13 protein-coding genes and 1 riboswitch are annotated in these 13,326 nt (G+C 67.9%); of the genes, 10 read left to right on the forward strand and 3 right to left on the reverse strand.

The features are described 5' to 3' along the window. Nucleotides 1–702: alcohol dehydrogenase catalytic domain-containing protein (locus tag BLJ79_RS22040; protein WP_175475573.1), on the reverse strand; the 702-nt coding region annotated here is incomplete at its 3' end. Between the two features lie 274 nt (nt 703–976). Between BLJ79_RS22040 and BLJ79_RS22045 the strand changes: the two genes are divergently transcribed. Then, on the forward strand, nt 977–1,921 hold the full coding sequence (locus tag BLJ79_RS22045; protein WP_071216967.1) for a ribonuclease HI family protein: 945 nt from the start codon (nt 977–979) through the stop codon (nt 1,919–1,921). Between the two features lie 47 nt (nt 1,922–1,968). Next, nucleotides 1,969–3,132 (forward strand): serine hydrolase domain-containing protein, encoded by a 1,164-nt coding sequence (locus BLJ79_RS22050; RefSeq protein ID WP_286135939.1) that lies wholly within the window; start codon nt 1,969–1,971, stop codon nt 3,130–3,132. Here BLJ79_RS22050 and BLJ79_RS22055 read toward each other — a convergent pair. Continuing rightward, the gene (locus BLJ79_RS22055; RefSeq protein ID WP_071216968.1) at nt 3,129–3,401 is read right to left on the reverse strand and encodes a hypothetical protein; all 273 of its coding nucleotides are present in this window, start codon (nt 3,399–3,401) and stop codon (nt 3,129–3,131) included. The two genes, BLJ79_RS22050 and BLJ79_RS22055, sit on opposite strands and share 4 nt — an antisense overlap. A gap of 151 nt (nt 3,402–3,552) precedes the next feature. On the opposite strand from BLJ79_RS22055, the gene BLJ79_RS22060 reads away from it, so the two are divergent. Both BLJ79_RS22060 and BLJ79_RS22065 read left to right on the forward strand, forming a co-directional pair. Next, nucleotides 3,553–4,329 carry an SGNH/GDSL hydrolase family protein gene (locus BLJ79_RS22060; protein WP_071216969.1) on the forward strand — a complete coding sequence of 259 codons (777 nt, stop codon included), beginning with the start codon at nt 3,553–3,555 and terminating at the stop codon, nt 4,327–4,329. 52 nt (nt 4,330–4,381) lie between these two features. Continuing rightward, complete coding sequence (locus BLJ79_RS22065; RefSeq protein ID WP_071216976.1) at nt 4,382–5,113, forward strand: VIT1/CCC1 transporter family protein; 732 nt, start codon at nt 4,382–4,384, stop codon at nt 5,111–5,113. Between the two features lie 130 nt (nt 5,114–5,243). Here the strand turns inward: BLJ79_RS22065 and BLJ79_RS22070 are convergent, their stop codons facing one another. Continuing rightward, the gene (locus BLJ79_RS22070; RefSeq protein ID WP_071216977.1) at nt 5,244–5,879 is read right to left on the reverse strand and encodes an NADPH-dependent F420 reductase; all 636 of its coding nucleotides are present in this window, start codon (nt 5,877–5,879) and stop codon (nt 5,244–5,246) included. A gap of 335 nt (nt 5,880–6,214) precedes the next feature. Here BLJ79_RS22070 and BLJ79_RS22075 point away from each other — a divergent pair, with 335 nt between their 5' ends. From BLJ79_RS22075 to glyA, 6 genes are all read left to right on the forward strand, one after another. Beyond that, a complete protein-coding gene (locus tag BLJ79_RS22075; protein WP_175475575.1) occupies nt 6,215–6,835 on the forward strand; it encodes a CPBP family intramembrane glutamic endopeptidase in 621 nt (206 codons plus the stop codon). Between the two features lie 164 nt (nt 6,836–6,999). Beyond that, nucleotides 7,000–7,584: a hypothetical protein gene (locus BLJ79_RS22080; protein ID WP_071216971.1), complete on the forward strand. Its 585-nt coding sequence runs from the start codon at nt 7,000–7,002 to the stop codon at nt 7,582–7,584. A gap of 168 nt (nt 7,585–7,752) precedes the next feature. Then, nucleotides 7,753–7,853, forward strand: a riboswitch (glycine riboswitch). Between the two features lie 178 nt (nt 7,854–8,031). Continuing rightward, nucleotides 8,032–10,869, forward strand: coding sequence for an aminomethyl-transferring glycine dehydrogenase (gene gcvP, locus BLJ79_RS22085; protein ID WP_175475576.1), 2,838 nt, complete (start codon nt 8,032–8,034; stop codon nt 10,867–10,869). 38 nt (nt 10,870–10,907) lie between these two features. Beyond that, on the forward strand, nt 10,908–12,020 hold the full coding sequence (gcvT, locus tag BLJ79_RS22090) for a glycine cleavage system aminomethyltransferase GcvT (protein WP_071216973.1): 1,113 nt from the start codon (nt 10,908–10,910) through the stop codon (nt 12,018–12,020). An 86-nt stretch (nt 12,021–12,106) separates the two neighbouring features. Beyond that, complete coding sequence (gcvH, locus tag BLJ79_RS22095) at nt 12,107–12,487, forward strand: glycine cleavage system protein GcvH (RefSeq protein ID WP_071216974.1); 381 nt, start codon at nt 12,107–12,109, stop codon at nt 12,485–12,487. Continuing rightward, a partial coding sequence (glyA, locus tag BLJ79_RS22100; RefSeq protein WP_139195024.1) for a serine hydroxymethyltransferase occupies nt 12,484–13,326 on the forward strand: 843 nt, incomplete at its 3' end. The genes gcvH and glyA, both read left to right, overlap by 4 nt.

Here is a 13,326-nt window from a genome sequence, read left to right on the forward strand (position 1 = left end):
GGCCTGGTCGCGGTCGGGGAACTTGAGCAGGTTCCAGTCGGCGTAGGGGACCAGGACGTATTCGGCCTGGCCGCCGACCCAGCCGCCCATGTCGACGTAGCCGTAGGCGCTTCCGGGGCGGTCGGGGTTCACGTTCAGGCAGATGCCGGTCTTGGCTTCCTTGCAGTTGCGGCAGCGGCCGCAGGAGATGTTGAAGGGGACGGCCTGGTCGCGGTCGGGGAACTTGAGCAGGTTCCAGTCGGCGTAGGGGACCAGGACGTATTCGGCCTGGCCGCCGACCCAGCCGCCCATGTCGACGTAGCCGTAGGCGCTTCCGGGGCGGTCGGGGTTCACGTTCAGGCAGATGCCGGTCTTGGCTTCCTTGCAGTTGCGGCAGCGGCCGCAGGAGATGTTGAAGGGGACCGAGACGATGTCCCCGACCTTGAGGAATTCGACGTCGGGTCCGGTTTCGATGACCTCGCCGGTGATTTCGTGGCCGAGGACCAGGCCGGCGGGGGCGGTGGTGCGGCCGCGGACCATGTGTTGGTCGGAGCCGCAGATGTTGGTGGCCACGGTGCGCAGGATGGCGCCGTGGGGGACCTTGCGCCCGATGTTGGACGGGTTCACCCCGGGTCCGTCCTGCAGTTCGAAGGTGGGGTAGGGGGTGTCGATGACCTCCACGACCCCTGGCTTGACGTAGGCGACGGCCTTGTTTCCAGGCATGGGCACCACTACCTTCCGCAGTTCTGTTTCTCTCCGTCGGACGGGAACCTGGAAGCGAAAGCCGATGCGGGCGTTGCGGTGTGCGGGGAAAAGCAGGTCCCCGGGCGCGATGACGGCTCCAAACCTTCGATGGCGGTGTTGCATGGTGCCGCAGTCTCCGGCCCCCATCCCTTATGGCCCCAGCGTACGACCTGGACGCGGACAAGGCCATGGGTGGACCCCGCCGAAAGGCACCGATGTGAAAGCGTCGGTGGGACCGTGGCAGGATTGAAATATGACGATCACCGCAGCCGCAGACGGATCAGCCCTTGGAAACCCCGGACCGGCAGGATGGGCTTGGTACATCGACGACGACCGTTGGGCCGCCGGCGGCTGGGCCCACGGGACCAACAACATGGGCGAACTCATGGCCGTGCTTGACCTCTTCCGCGCCACCGCGCACCTGCCCGAAGAGGAACTGCACATCCTGTGCGACTCCCAATACGTGATCAACTCGGTGACCAAGTGGATGCCGGGCTGGAAGAAAAAGGGCTGGAAAAAGTCCGACGGCAAGCCCGTGCTGAACCTGGAGTTGTTCAAGGACATCGACGCCGCCATCAAGGGCCGCAAATACCGATTCGAATGGGTCAAGGGGCATGCTGGCCACGAGCTCAACGAGGCCGCCGACGACCGCGCCCGCGCCGCCGCCACCGCCTACCAGGCCGGCCGGGAACCGGACACCGGACCGGGGCTCGGCGGTGTGCCGGGTGCTGCCGATCGGGCCGCCAACCACGAGGTTCCGGCGCCCGACGGCCACAACTCGATGATCTTTGAGGACCAGGAGGCACCGGTGCCGGCCGACCCGGTGCAGGCCGACCCGGCGGCCCAACTCGCCGCGGACGTGCAGATGGTCTTCGAACTGGAAACCGAGCTTCTCTCCCCGGCGGTGCGCGGGGACCTGGACGAGGTCATGGCGTTCCTGCACCCGGAGTTCCAGGAGATCAGCCGCGACGGTTCACTGACAGACCGCTCCACCATCATCTCCGCGTTCAACGCCGCCGAGCCGCTGCCCACGGGCGGCGCCTTGCAGGTTCTGGCCGCCACGCCCTGGGGCCTGGACAAGGTGCAGCTGGCCTACCGGCTGCTGGCCGGTGACCAAGCGGTGCTGTGCTCGTCGTTCTGGCAGCGGGTCGAGGGCCGCTGGCTGCTGCGCTACCGCCAGGAAACGCCGACCGCTTGAGCAGGTCGGCGGCCGTCGGGCACGGTTGGGTCGGTAATGTGGGGGTCGTGACTACGCAGAGCAACCACACCGATGTCATTGACCAGCGCTTCGCCCCGGTGGCAGAGCTGATGTCTTCCTTCGCCGCCAACGATCCGGACTACTCCGGGCAGCTGGCCATCTACCAGGGCGGGAACCTGGTGCTGGACATGAGCGTGGGGGAGCACTGCACCCCGGACTCGATGACCGGGGTGTTCTCCTGTTCCAAGGGCGCCGGGGCCATCGTCATGGCGCTGCTGGTGCAGCAGGGACTGCTGGACCTGGATGCACCGGTGGCCGTGTACTGGCCCGAGTTCGCCGCCGCCGGCAAGGCCGCGGTCACCGTGGCCCAGCTGCTCAGCCACCAGGCGGGCCTGCCCGGGGTCGAGGGCGGGTTCACCCAGGAGGAGCTGCTTGATTCGCGGCTGGCCGCCGGCATCATTGCCGCCGCCGCGCCGCTGTGGACCCCGGGCAGCACGCACAGCTACCATGCGTTGACCATGGGCGTGTTCATGGAGGAACTCGCCCGCCGCTGCGCGCAGGAATCCCTGCAGGAGATCTTCGAGCGCCGCATCCGCGCCCCGCACGACATCGACTTCCATCTGGGCCTGCCCGAGGAACTGGAACCGCGCTTCCGCCCGGTCCTCAAGGGCGCCAACGGCGAGCCGGCACCCTTCATCGACCCGTTCTCCCCGATGGGGCTGGCCCTGAACTCGACCGGCGGATTCGACGGGCCCAAGGGGCCCAGCTTCGAGATCATGGACGTGCCCAATGTGCGCGCCATCCGCGAGGCCGGGCTGGCGGCGATCGGCGGGGTGGCCAACGCCCGCGGGCTGGCCAAGCTCTACGCCGCGGTGAGCACCGGCTTCGTCGACGAGTCCGGGGACGAGCATGCGCCGCTGCTCACCGAGGCCACGATCGCGCAGGTCACCCAGGACCGGGTGTTCGGGCTGGACCGGGCCGGCGGGTACCCCGGGGCCTTCGGCATCGGGTTCATGAAGGCCCACGCGAACAACGACTTCGGATCCGCGCGGGCCTTTGGCCACGACGGGGCCAACGCCTCGCTGGGCTACGCGGATCCGGCCTACGGGTTGGCGCTGGGCTACGTCCCGGCACGGGCCGAGGCGAACGGGACCGGGTCCCGCGGCGGCCAGCTGAGCGTGCTGGCCCGCCAGGTGCAGCTGGCCGGTTAGATGACCCCGGAGTAGGAATCGTGCAGGTGCTGGTCGCCGCGGATCTCCTCGAGCCAGGGGATCTGCGCGGGGCCGGGGCCCTGGTGGGTCGGCACGACGTCGCAGCGCACCTCGTAGGTCCCCGGGCCCACGGAAACCGGACCGCTGCCATGCGCCCCGGGCTCGGGCGTGTGCGCCGGCATGCCCAGGGGCTCGGCACCGTGGCCGATGACGTTCCTGGCGGGATGCCCGTTCGTGCGGTGGGTATTGCGACGGTTTGTGGCCTTCATGTTTTCCAGCGTGCGCGCGTTGGCTAGGTGCGCGCTGTGTGCCGGCACAGCGCCGCCGGTGAGTCGTGTCCACGAGGGTGGGCGCCCGGGTGTTGCGCAGCGTGTCGCCGCGGTGCCGGGACAAGACCGGTGCCGGCGATACGCTGGGGTCGTGGAATTTTCGAAACGATATCTGGCCCTGGGCGACTCGTTCACCGAGGGCATGGGCGATGTGGATCCGAACCGTCCGAACCGGGTGCGTGGTTGGGCCGACAGGGTGGCCGAGCAACTCTGTGCGGACCCGGACTGGGGATACGCCAACCTGGCGATCCGCGGCAAGAAGGTCGGGCAGGTGATCGCCGAACAGCTGCCCGTGGCGACGGCCATGCGCCCGACGCTGGTCAGCCTGTACATGGGCGGCAACGACATCCTGCGCCCGGCCGTCGACATCGACTCGATGATGTCCAGGTACGAGGAGGCGGTCGGCCAGCTGGCGGCAACCGGCGCCTCGCTGCTGCTGTTCACCGGGTTCGATTCCAACGGCTCGGCGATCTTCGAGAAAACCCGCGGCCGCACCGCCATCTACAACGAGGCCGTGCGCGAGATCGCCGAGCGCCACGGGGCGGTGATCGCCGACTACTGGCGATGGCGCGAATTCCGGGACTGGCGCTACTGGGCCACCGACCGCCTGCACATGGGCACCGCCGGACACACCCTGATGGCCAGGAAGGTACTCGGGGTCCTGGAACAGGACAGCGACATCCAGCTTCCCGAGCTCCCGCCGCTGGTTGTGCAGTCACGGGCCGAAAAGCTGCGTGGGGACGCGACCTGGGCCAAGGAATTCCTGGCCCCGTGGGTCAAGCGCCGGCTCACCGGCACCTCGTCGGGGGACAACCTGTCCGCCCGGTACCCGCGTTACGTTTCGCTGCCGGTGCCGCGGGTCCGGTAACCGCAGGTCGTGCCGCTGGCCAAGAAGCATCGAGGGTGCTTTGCTGGTGGGCATGGACGGGCAGCAGGAACCGCAGGGACAACACGAGGACGAACCGCACAACCAGGGCGTGGCCGAACGCCTCAACTGGCTGCGCGCCGGGGTGCTGGGCGCCAACGACGGGATCGTCTCGGTAGCCGCCGTGGTGGTCGGTGTTGCCGGCGCCACCACGGCGAACGGGCCGATCCTGGCGGCCGGGGCGGCCGCTGCCATCGGCGGGGCGATCTCCATGGCGCTGGGGGAGTACGTCTCGGTGTCCAGCTCGGCGGACTCGCAAAAGGCACTCATCGAGAAGGAACGCCTCGAGCTGGCCCAGATGCCGCAGGAAGAACTGGCGGAGTTGACCGGGCTCTACGAGGCCAAGGGACTGAGCCCGGAAACCGCAGCACGGGTGGCCCACGAACTGACCGCCCATGATGCGCTGGCAGCGCACCTTGATGCCGAGCTGCAGCTCGACGAGCAAGAGGTCCTGAACCCGTGGAACGCCGCAGTGGCCTCCGCGGTGTCCTTCACGGTGGGGGCCGCACTGCCCTTCGCCACCGCGGTGTTCCTGCCCGGGCCCCTGAAGATCCCGGTGACGTTCATTGCCGTGATGCTGGCGCTGGGAATCACCGGCGCGCTTGGCGCCAGGCTGGGCGGGGCACCCATGCTGCGCCCGACCCTGCGGGTGCTCATCGGCGGGGCCGCGGCGCTCGTGGTCACCTTCGCCATCGGCTCCTGGCTGGGGGTTGCCGGGATCGTGTAGCTGCCGCTCGGTGCACTTGCTTCGGGTCCGGACTGGATCTGCGGGGGTTTGGGTGGTGGAACGCCGCGGGGAGCCCGGCCTGGTGGCCGGGCTCCCCGCAGTGCTGCTGACATGTGTGGTCGGGTCCGGCTCAGCCGACGATCTTCAGCGCGGTGCCCCAATTGAAATCGGGCAGCGCGGGGTTGACCTGCATGGCCATGACCAGCAGCTGGAAGCCCTCGAGCTCCCGGGCGTGGTGCAGGCCGCCGACCTCGATCGGGCGCATGCCGGCCGCCGTGACGAATGCGGCTACCTCGGCGCGGGCGGAATCCTCGCCGGCGATGAAGACATCCAGCGGCTCGCCTGCAGCCGAACCGGCGGTCAGCGGGCCGGCAAAGGTGGTGTTGAAGGCCTTGACGACGGTGGCCGAAGTCAGCGCGGCGATTTCCTCGGCAGCCGAGCTGCCGGCAGCGGTGGTCAGCGAGTCGAAGGTCGAGAAGTCCACCGGGTTGGTGATGTCGATGACGATCTTGGAATCGAGGGCGGCACCCTGGGCCGCGACGTATTCCTTGGCGGCGTCGAAGGGCAGCGCCAGGACGACGATTCGTCCGGCCGGGGCCTCGGTGAGGTTTCCGCCGGTGGTGCCACCGCCGAGCTCCGCGGCGAGCGTGGCCGAAGCCTCGGTGTCGCGGGCCAGGACCTGAAGGTTCTTGCCCGCTGCGAGGGTGCGGGCCGCCAGTGCGCGTCCCATGTTGCCGGTTCCGATGATGCTGATGTCGATGGACATTGCTGCCTTCTTTCCGAAGAGTCGAGCGAGGAAGTTTTTCATGTGGTCTCAATCCGTATGGTTGAAGCTTCAAGTATTACGGTACGCCTCTTTTGGTTGAAGTGTCAAGTGTTTATTCACGGAGGTTTTGGGAGAGCCGTTGCCGTCGCCTGGGCGGCGCGGGCTTGCGGCCGAAAAAGCCTGGCTGACGTGGGCAATGGTTGACAGTTTTGCAGATCGTTGCGGAGGCTTGGGGCATGGTTGGAGACGAAAAAAGCACAGCGGCTGCCGAAACCGGTCTCGCCCGTGCCGGACGGGGGCTTCCCGGTCCGCGAGCGAGGCGCCTGGTGCTTCTGGTGAGCCCACTGGCCATCGTCGGCGTCGGCCACCTGGTCGCGCGCATCGCTGCCGACATGAACGCCGGGACCGCGTGGCTGTGGGTGGCCGCCGTCTACTGGGGCCTCATCGCAGCGGTCCTCGCCATGACCACCGACGCAGGGCAGCGTCGGGCTTGGTTTCGGCGCAGTGCCAGGCGCCCGGCCTGGGTGTGGATCGTGGGCCTGCTGCTCGGGCTGTTCCCGCTGGCGGGGATCCTTGCACTCAATCTCGGCTTGGTGGCGCAGTATCCCGGGGTGTTCGTTTCGGTATTGGCTTTTGCACTGGTCAACCCGGTCTTTGAGGAAGTGTATTGGCGCGGTGCGCTCCTGGATGCCGGCCGCTGTTGGCCGTTCTGGGTGATCGCCTTGTACTCGACGGTCTTGTTCGTGGCCGGCCACCCGCTGATGTGGGGCGTCTTCTCCATCGGGAACCGATCGGTGGTGCTCTACGCCACGCTGTTCGTGATGGGCCTGGCATGGTCCTGCATGCGCCGGGCCACGGGCAGCCTGCGTATTTCCATGCTGTCCCATGGCCTGGTTGATGTGGGGAACCTGTCGGTCTTTGTCTTCATGAACCTCTATATACCGCCCGGAATGTGATGCCTGGCATGGCTCCGCGGGTTCCCGGAACCGAAAGGAACATGGCGGCCCGAAACCGGGTTCCCCTACCGGCGTGGCGCGCATTGGAGGCGGGACCTAGGATGGGCTGAACAACCGCACCGCAGGTCGGAGCGCCGGTCCCGTCCAGCCAAGGAGGCGTCACGATGGAAAGGTTGACCCCTGAGGATGCGGGCACCCTCCGGAGCCGTCCGCGGACGGCCGCGTCCATCGGAGTGCTTGTCGCAGTGGTCGCCACCGCAGGCTGGGCGGGGTACCGGATGCTGGATCCGGTGGCAGGGCACGGCCAAGGCAACCTGACCTGTCACAGCACCGCGGCCCCCGGGGTGGCTCCGGGCGTCTTGACCACTCCGTGGATCGAGGTGAAGCCCGGGAGTTCGCTCCGGGTGCGGGCGCTCACGTTGGTGGCACCGGTGAACTATGCACTTGCCGGAACGGGCATCCAGCACGACGGTGTGCAACTTGGCGCATGGGAGTACCCGGTGGGCGATGGCGATCCGGAAATGCAGGCCACGTGGCTTTCCCGCACCGAACTGCCGGCCACCCTGGACGACCGGACCGATCATTCGATCATCATGGCGCTTGAACCCGTCGACGCGAGCCAAGAGTCCTCACTGCGTGCCGTGCGCGTGCGCTATGACAACCAGTGGGGCATTCCATATTCGATCGACGTCGGACCGCGCTTCGAGGCCAAGCCCAACTGCCTGCTCGACGACGGGGAAGAGGGCTGAGGGGAACCTCCGTCCCTGCGAGGGGCGGTGGACGGTATCGGGCGAAAGCCCGAAAACTCCCTGACGGAGCCCGAAAGGCGGTTCTGACCTGAAGCGGGGCGACCCGTGTTGTTTGGCTCACGCTTCGCCGGTAGGATGGGAGGCGTGCCTCGAAAGAGGCACAGCCACTGACATGCGGCGGGAGAGTCCCGTACAGCGAAAGTTGGTCGGGCGCCGTAGGAGCAATTCCTCCCCGGGAAACTCTCAGGCCCCCGTACCGCCGCGAAGAGGCAACTCTGGAAAGTAGCAACATCGCCCTTCGGCGGTGCTGCTCACCGAAGGTGCAAGCACGTTCCGACTACCAAGTCCGGTGCGTCGCGGAAACTCTCAGGTCACAGCAACAGGGTCGGGGAGGAACTTGCAGCTCGTTCGGTGTGCGCGCACGCCGATGACCCAATGGAGTTCCCCATGACCGTGACCCCGTCCGCTGAGTTCGTCGCCCGCCATATTGGCCCCCAGGGCAGCGACATCGACACCATGCTTTCGCAGCTTGGTTATTCCTCCCTCGACGAACTCGTCGACACGGCCGTCCCGGCCGACATCCGCCAGTCCGAACCCCTTGACCTGCCAGGCGCCCTGACCGAGGCCGAGGCCCTGGCCAAGCTGCGCGAACTGTCGAACAAGAACGTCATGAAGACCCAGATGATCGGCCAGGGTTTCTCCGACACCTACACCCCGCCGGTGATCCTGCGCAACGTGCTCGAGGACCCGGCCTGGTACACCGCGTACACCCCGTACCAGCCGGAAATCTCCCAGGGCCGCCTCGAGGCGCTGCTGAACTTCCAGACCATGGTCATGGACCTGACCGCGCTGCCGATCGCCAACGCCTCCATGCTTGACGAGGCCTCCGCTGTCGCCGAGGCCGTGCTGCTGATGCGCCGCGCCAACAAGGCCAAGGGCTCCGCCAAGACCGTGCTGGACGCCAACCTCTTCCCGCAGACCGTCGCAGTGGTCCAGGGCCGCGCCGACGCACTGGGCTTCGAGGTCGAGATCGCCGACCTGACCGCGGGCCTGCCCGAGGGCGAGATCTCCGGAATCGTGCTGCAGCAGCCGGGCAACAACGGCGCCGTCATCGACCACTCCGGCATCATTGCCGCGGCCAAGGAACGCGGCGCGATGGTCACCATCGCCGCCGACATCCTGGCACTGACCCTGATCGCCGCACCGGGCGACCAGGGCGCCGACATCGCCGTGGGCAACACCCAGCGCTTCGGCGTCCCGCTGTTCTTCGGCGGCCCGCACGCGGCCTACATGGCGGTGCGCAACGGCCTGGAGCGCCAGCTGCCCGGTCGCCTGGTCGGCGTGTCCAAGGACGACGTCGGAACCCCGGCCTACCGCCTGGCACTGCAGACCCGCGAGCAGCACATCCGCCGCGAGAAGGCCACCTCCAACATCTGCACCGCGCAGGCGCTGCTGGCCATCACCGCCTCGATGTACGCCGTGTACCACGGTCCGGCGGGCCTCAAGCGCATCGCCCAGCGTGCCCACAACCACGCCCGCGCCATCGCCACCGCACTGTCCGGCTCCGGACTGGGCCTGGCCGCCGAGTCGTTCTTTGACACCGTCCAGGTGACCGTCGAGAACGCCGACATCGTCATCTCCAAGGCCGAGGACGCGGGCATCAACCTGCGCCGCGTCAACTCCACCACCGTGGGCATCTCCACCGACGAGACCACCACGAGCGCACACGTTGCCGCGATCGCCGGGGTCTTCGGCATCGAGGGCGAGTCCTTCGCCGCCGAGGGCTTCGAGCTGCCTGCCGCCGTGCAGCGCACCAGCGACTACCTGACCCACCCGATCTTCAACACCATCAAGTCCGAGACCCAGATGTTGCGCTACCTGCGCCGCCTCTCGGACCGCGACCTGGCCCTGGACCGCACCATGATCCCGCTGGGCTCGTGCACCATGAAGCTGAACTCCACCGCCGAGATGGAATCCATCTCCTGGCCGGAATTCGCCTCCATCCACCCGTACGCACCGGAGCACCAGACCGAGGGCTGGCGCGAACTGATCACCGACCTTGAGGGCCGCCTGACCACCATCACCGGCTACGCGGGCGTCTCCATCCAGCCCAACGCCGGTTCGCAGGGCGAATACGCGGGCCTGCTCGCGATCAGCGCCTACCACCAGTCCAACGGCGAGGACGCACGCACCGTCTGCCTGATCCCCGCCTCGGCACACGGCACCAACGCCGCCTCCGCCGTGCTTGCAGGCATGAAGGTCGTCGTGGTCAAGACCGCCGCGGACGGATCCATCGACGCGTCCGACCTGGATGCGAAGATCGAAGCGAACAAGGACGTTCTCTCGGCCATCATGATCACCTACCCGTCCACGCACGGGGTCTACGACCCCGACGTGCGCGAGGTCTGCGACAAGGTCCACGCGGCCGGCGGCCAGGTCTACATCGACGGCGCCAACATGAACGCCCTGGTGGGCCTCGCGCAGCCGGGCCAGTTCGGCGGCGACGTAAGCCACCTGAACCTGCACAAGACCTTCTGCATCCCGCACGGCGGCGGCGGACCGGGCGTGGGCCCGATCGGCGTGGCCGAGCACCTGATCCCGTTCCTGCCGGGCGATGCCTCGGGCACCTACTCGATGCGCGACGGCGTGCCGGTGGTCGCCACCATGTTCGGCTCCGCCGGCGTGCTGCCGATCTCCTGGGCCTACATCGCGATGATGGGCGGCGACGGGCTGACCGACGCCACCAAGACCGCGATCCTCTCGGCGAACTACATCGCTTCGCGCCTCAACGAGCACTTCCCGATCCTGTTCACCGGCAACAAGGGCCTGGTCGCGCACGAGTGCATCCTTGACCTCCGCGAGCTGACCAACAAGACCGGCGTCACCGCCGAGGACGTGGCCAAGCGCCTGATCGACTTCGGCTTCCACGCCCCGACCCTGTCCTTCCCGGTCGCCGGCACCCTGATGGTGGAGCCGACCGAGTCCGAGGACCTGGCCGAGATCGAGCGCTTCATCGAGGCCATGGTCGCCATCCGCGGCGAAATGGAACAGGTGCTCGCCGGGGACTTCGCGATCGAGGATTCCCCGCTGCGCAACGCCCCGCACACCGTGGCCGCAGTGGTCAACACCGCCTGGGACCGCAAGTACACCGTCGAGCAGGCGGCCTTCCCGGTGCGTGCGCTGCGCGTGGACAAGTACTTCCCGGCCGTGGGACGCATCGACGGCGCAGGCGGCGACAGGAACCTGATCTGCTCCTGCCCGGCTCCCGAAGCCTTCGAAAACTAGTCCACGACCACTCGATTTACCTCACGAAAGGTAGCTTGATGAGCGACCCGAAGAAAACCTCCCTGCATGCCAAGCATGCGGAACTCGGCGCCTCCTTCACCGACTTCGGCGGCTGGGACATGCCGCTGAAGTACGGTTCGGAACTGGCCGAGCACAAGGCCGTGCGCGCCACCGCCGGCCTGTTCGACCTCTCCCACATGGGCGAGGTCTGGGTCGAGGGACCCGAGGCGGCGAAGTTCCTGAACTCCGCGCTGGCCGGCAACATGGCCGTGATGTCCGTGGGCCGTGCCAAGTACTCGGTGATCTGCAACGAAGCAGGCGGCATCATCGACGACCTGATCACCTACCGCCGCGGCGAGGAAAAATTCCTCGTGGTGCCCAACGCCGGCAACGCCCCGGTGGTTGCCGCGGCGCTGGCCGAACGCGCCGCGGGCTTCGACGTGGTCGTCACCGACGCCTCGGCGGACACCTCGCTGATCGCCGTGCAGGGCCCGGCCTCCGAGGCCATCCTGCACGAACTGGTCGATGAGTCCACCAAGGGCCTTGTCACCGACATGAAGTACTACGCGGCGGACGAGGCCACCGTGGCCGGCTTCGACGTGCTGCTGGCCCGCACCGGCTACACCGGCGAGGACGGCTTCGAGCTGTACCTGCCCAACGACCAGGCACCCGCCCTCTGGGACGCGCTCATGGCCGCCGGCGCCAACCACGGGCTGATCCCCGCGGGCCTGGCCTGCCGCGACTCGCTGCGCCTGGAAGCGGGCATGCCGCTGTACGGCAACGAGCTGTCCCTCGAAGGCAACCCGTTCGAGGCCAACCTTGGCCCCATCGTCTCCTTCAAGAAGGAAGAGGACTTCACGGGCCGGGCGGCACTGGAAGCCATCAAGGCCGAGGGCGCCAAGAAGGTGCTCGTTGGCCTCAAGGGCCTGGGCCGTCGCGCAGGCCGCGGCGGCTACCCGGTTTCGGTTGACGGCACCCAGATCGGTGTTGTCACCTCCGGCCAGCCGTCCCCGACCCTGGGCTACCCGGTGGCCCTGGCCTACGTCGAGCCGGCGTACGCCGAAATCGGCGCGAAGGTCGATGTCGACCTGCGCGGCAAGCCGGAGGCCTTCGAGGTCGTCGCGCTGCCGTTCTACACCCGAGCCAAGTAACGTTGTCGGTGGCGGGCGCGACGCGTCCCGCCACCGATCAACCGGCTTAACTTCTTTACCCACATTCTTTGAGAGGAAACACCCCCATGAGCAAGGTTCTCGCATCCCTTCGTTACTCGGCCGAGCACGAATGGGTTGACGCCTCGACCCCGACCAAGGTCGGCATCACCCAGGTTGCCGCCGACGCACTGGGCGACGTCGTCTACGTTGACCTGCCCGAGGTCGGCGACGCCGTCACCGCCGGCGAAACCTGCGGCGAGGTCGAGTCGACCAAGTCGGTTTCCGACCTGTACGCACCGGTCACCGGCACCATCGTCGAGGTCAACCAGGAAGCCATCGACAACCCGGCCATCCTGAACGAAGACCCGTACGGCGCCGGCTGGCTGTTCACCGTCGAGGTCACCGAGGAAGGTCCGCTGCTTTCGGCAGCCGACTACGCCTCCGCCAACGGCGGCGATGTAGCGTGACCGCAGTTTACGAATCCCTTGCCCCTGCGTCGCTGACGCAGGACATCGGGACGCTTGATCCGGAGATCGCGCAGCGCATCGACGCGGAGCTGGCCCGCCAGCAGCGCGGCCTGGAGATGATCGCCTCGGAGAACCACACGGCCCTGGCCGTGATGCAGGCCCAGGGCTCGGTGCTGACCAACAAGTACGCCGAGGGCTACCCGGGCAAGCGCTACTACGGCGGCTGCGAGGAGGTCGACGTCGTGGAGACCCTGGCCCTGGAGCGGGTCAAGGCGCTGTTCGGCGCGGCGTTCGCGAACGTGCAGCCGCACTCCGGCGCGCAGGCCAACGCCTCGGTGATGCACGCGCTGATCCGCCCGGGCGACACCATCATGGGGTTGAACCTGGCCCACGGCGGGCACCTGACCCACGGGATGAAGATCAACTTCTCCGGGCGCCTCTACAACATCGTCCCCTACGGGGTCGAGGAGGACACCCTGGTGGTGGACATGGACAAGGTCGAGGCCCTGGCCATCGAGCACTCCCCGAAGATGATCGTCGCCGGCTGGTCCGCCTACCCGCGCCAGCTGGACTTCGAGCGCTTCCGCGCGATCGCCGACAAGGTCGGGGCGTACCTGTTCGTGGACATGGCGCACTTCGCGGGCCTGGTCGCCGCGGGGCTGCACCCGAACCCGGTGCCGCACGCCCACGTGGTCTCCTCCACCACGCACAAGACCCTGGCCGGCCCGCGCGGCGGGATCATCCTGACCAACGACGCGGACATCGCCAAGAAGGTCAACTCCGCGGTGTTCCCCGGGCAGCAGGGCGGCCCGCTGGAGCACGCGACCGCCTTGCCGGCG

The sequence above is a fragment of the Arthrobacter sp. UCD-GKA genome, assembly GCF_001863355.1.
Classification (GTDB): Bacteria; Actinomycetota; Actinomycetes; order Actinomycetales; family Micrococcaceae; genus Paeniglutamicibacter.

Excerpts from the sequence above, each read along its gene's own strand:
- BLJ79_RS22065 (WP_071216976.1), top strand. The coding sequence starts at position 4,382 with ATGGACGGGCAGCAGGAACCGCAGGGACAACACGAGGACGAACCGCAC.
- BLJ79_RS22070 (WP_071216977.1), bottom strand. The coding sequence starts at position 5,879 with ATGTCCATCGACATCAGCATCATCGGAACCGGCAACATGGGACGCGCA.
- BLJ79_RS22045 (WP_071216967.1), top strand. The coding sequence starts at position 977 with ATGACGATCACCGCAGCCGCAGACGGATCAGCCCTTGGAAACCCCGGA.
- gcvP (WP_175475576.1), top strand. The coding sequence starts at position 8,032 with ATGACCGTGACCCCGTCCGCTGAGTTCGTCGCCCGCCATATTGGCCCC.
- BLJ79_RS22055 (WP_071216968.1), bottom strand. The coding sequence starts at position 3,401 with ATGAAGGCCACAAACCGTCGCAATACCCACCGCACGAACGGGCATCCC.
- BLJ79_RS22080 (WP_071216971.1), top strand. The coding sequence starts at position 7,000 with ATGGAAAGGTTGACCCCTGAGGATGCGGGCACCCTCCGGAGCCGTCCG.
- gcvH (WP_071216974.1), top strand. The coding sequence starts at position 12,107 with ATGAGCAAGGTTCTCGCATCCCTTCGTTACTCGGCCGAGCACGAATGG.
- gcvT (WP_071216973.1), top strand. The coding sequence starts at position 10,908 with ATGAGCGACCCGAAGAAAACCTCCCTGCATGCCAAGCATGCGGAACTC.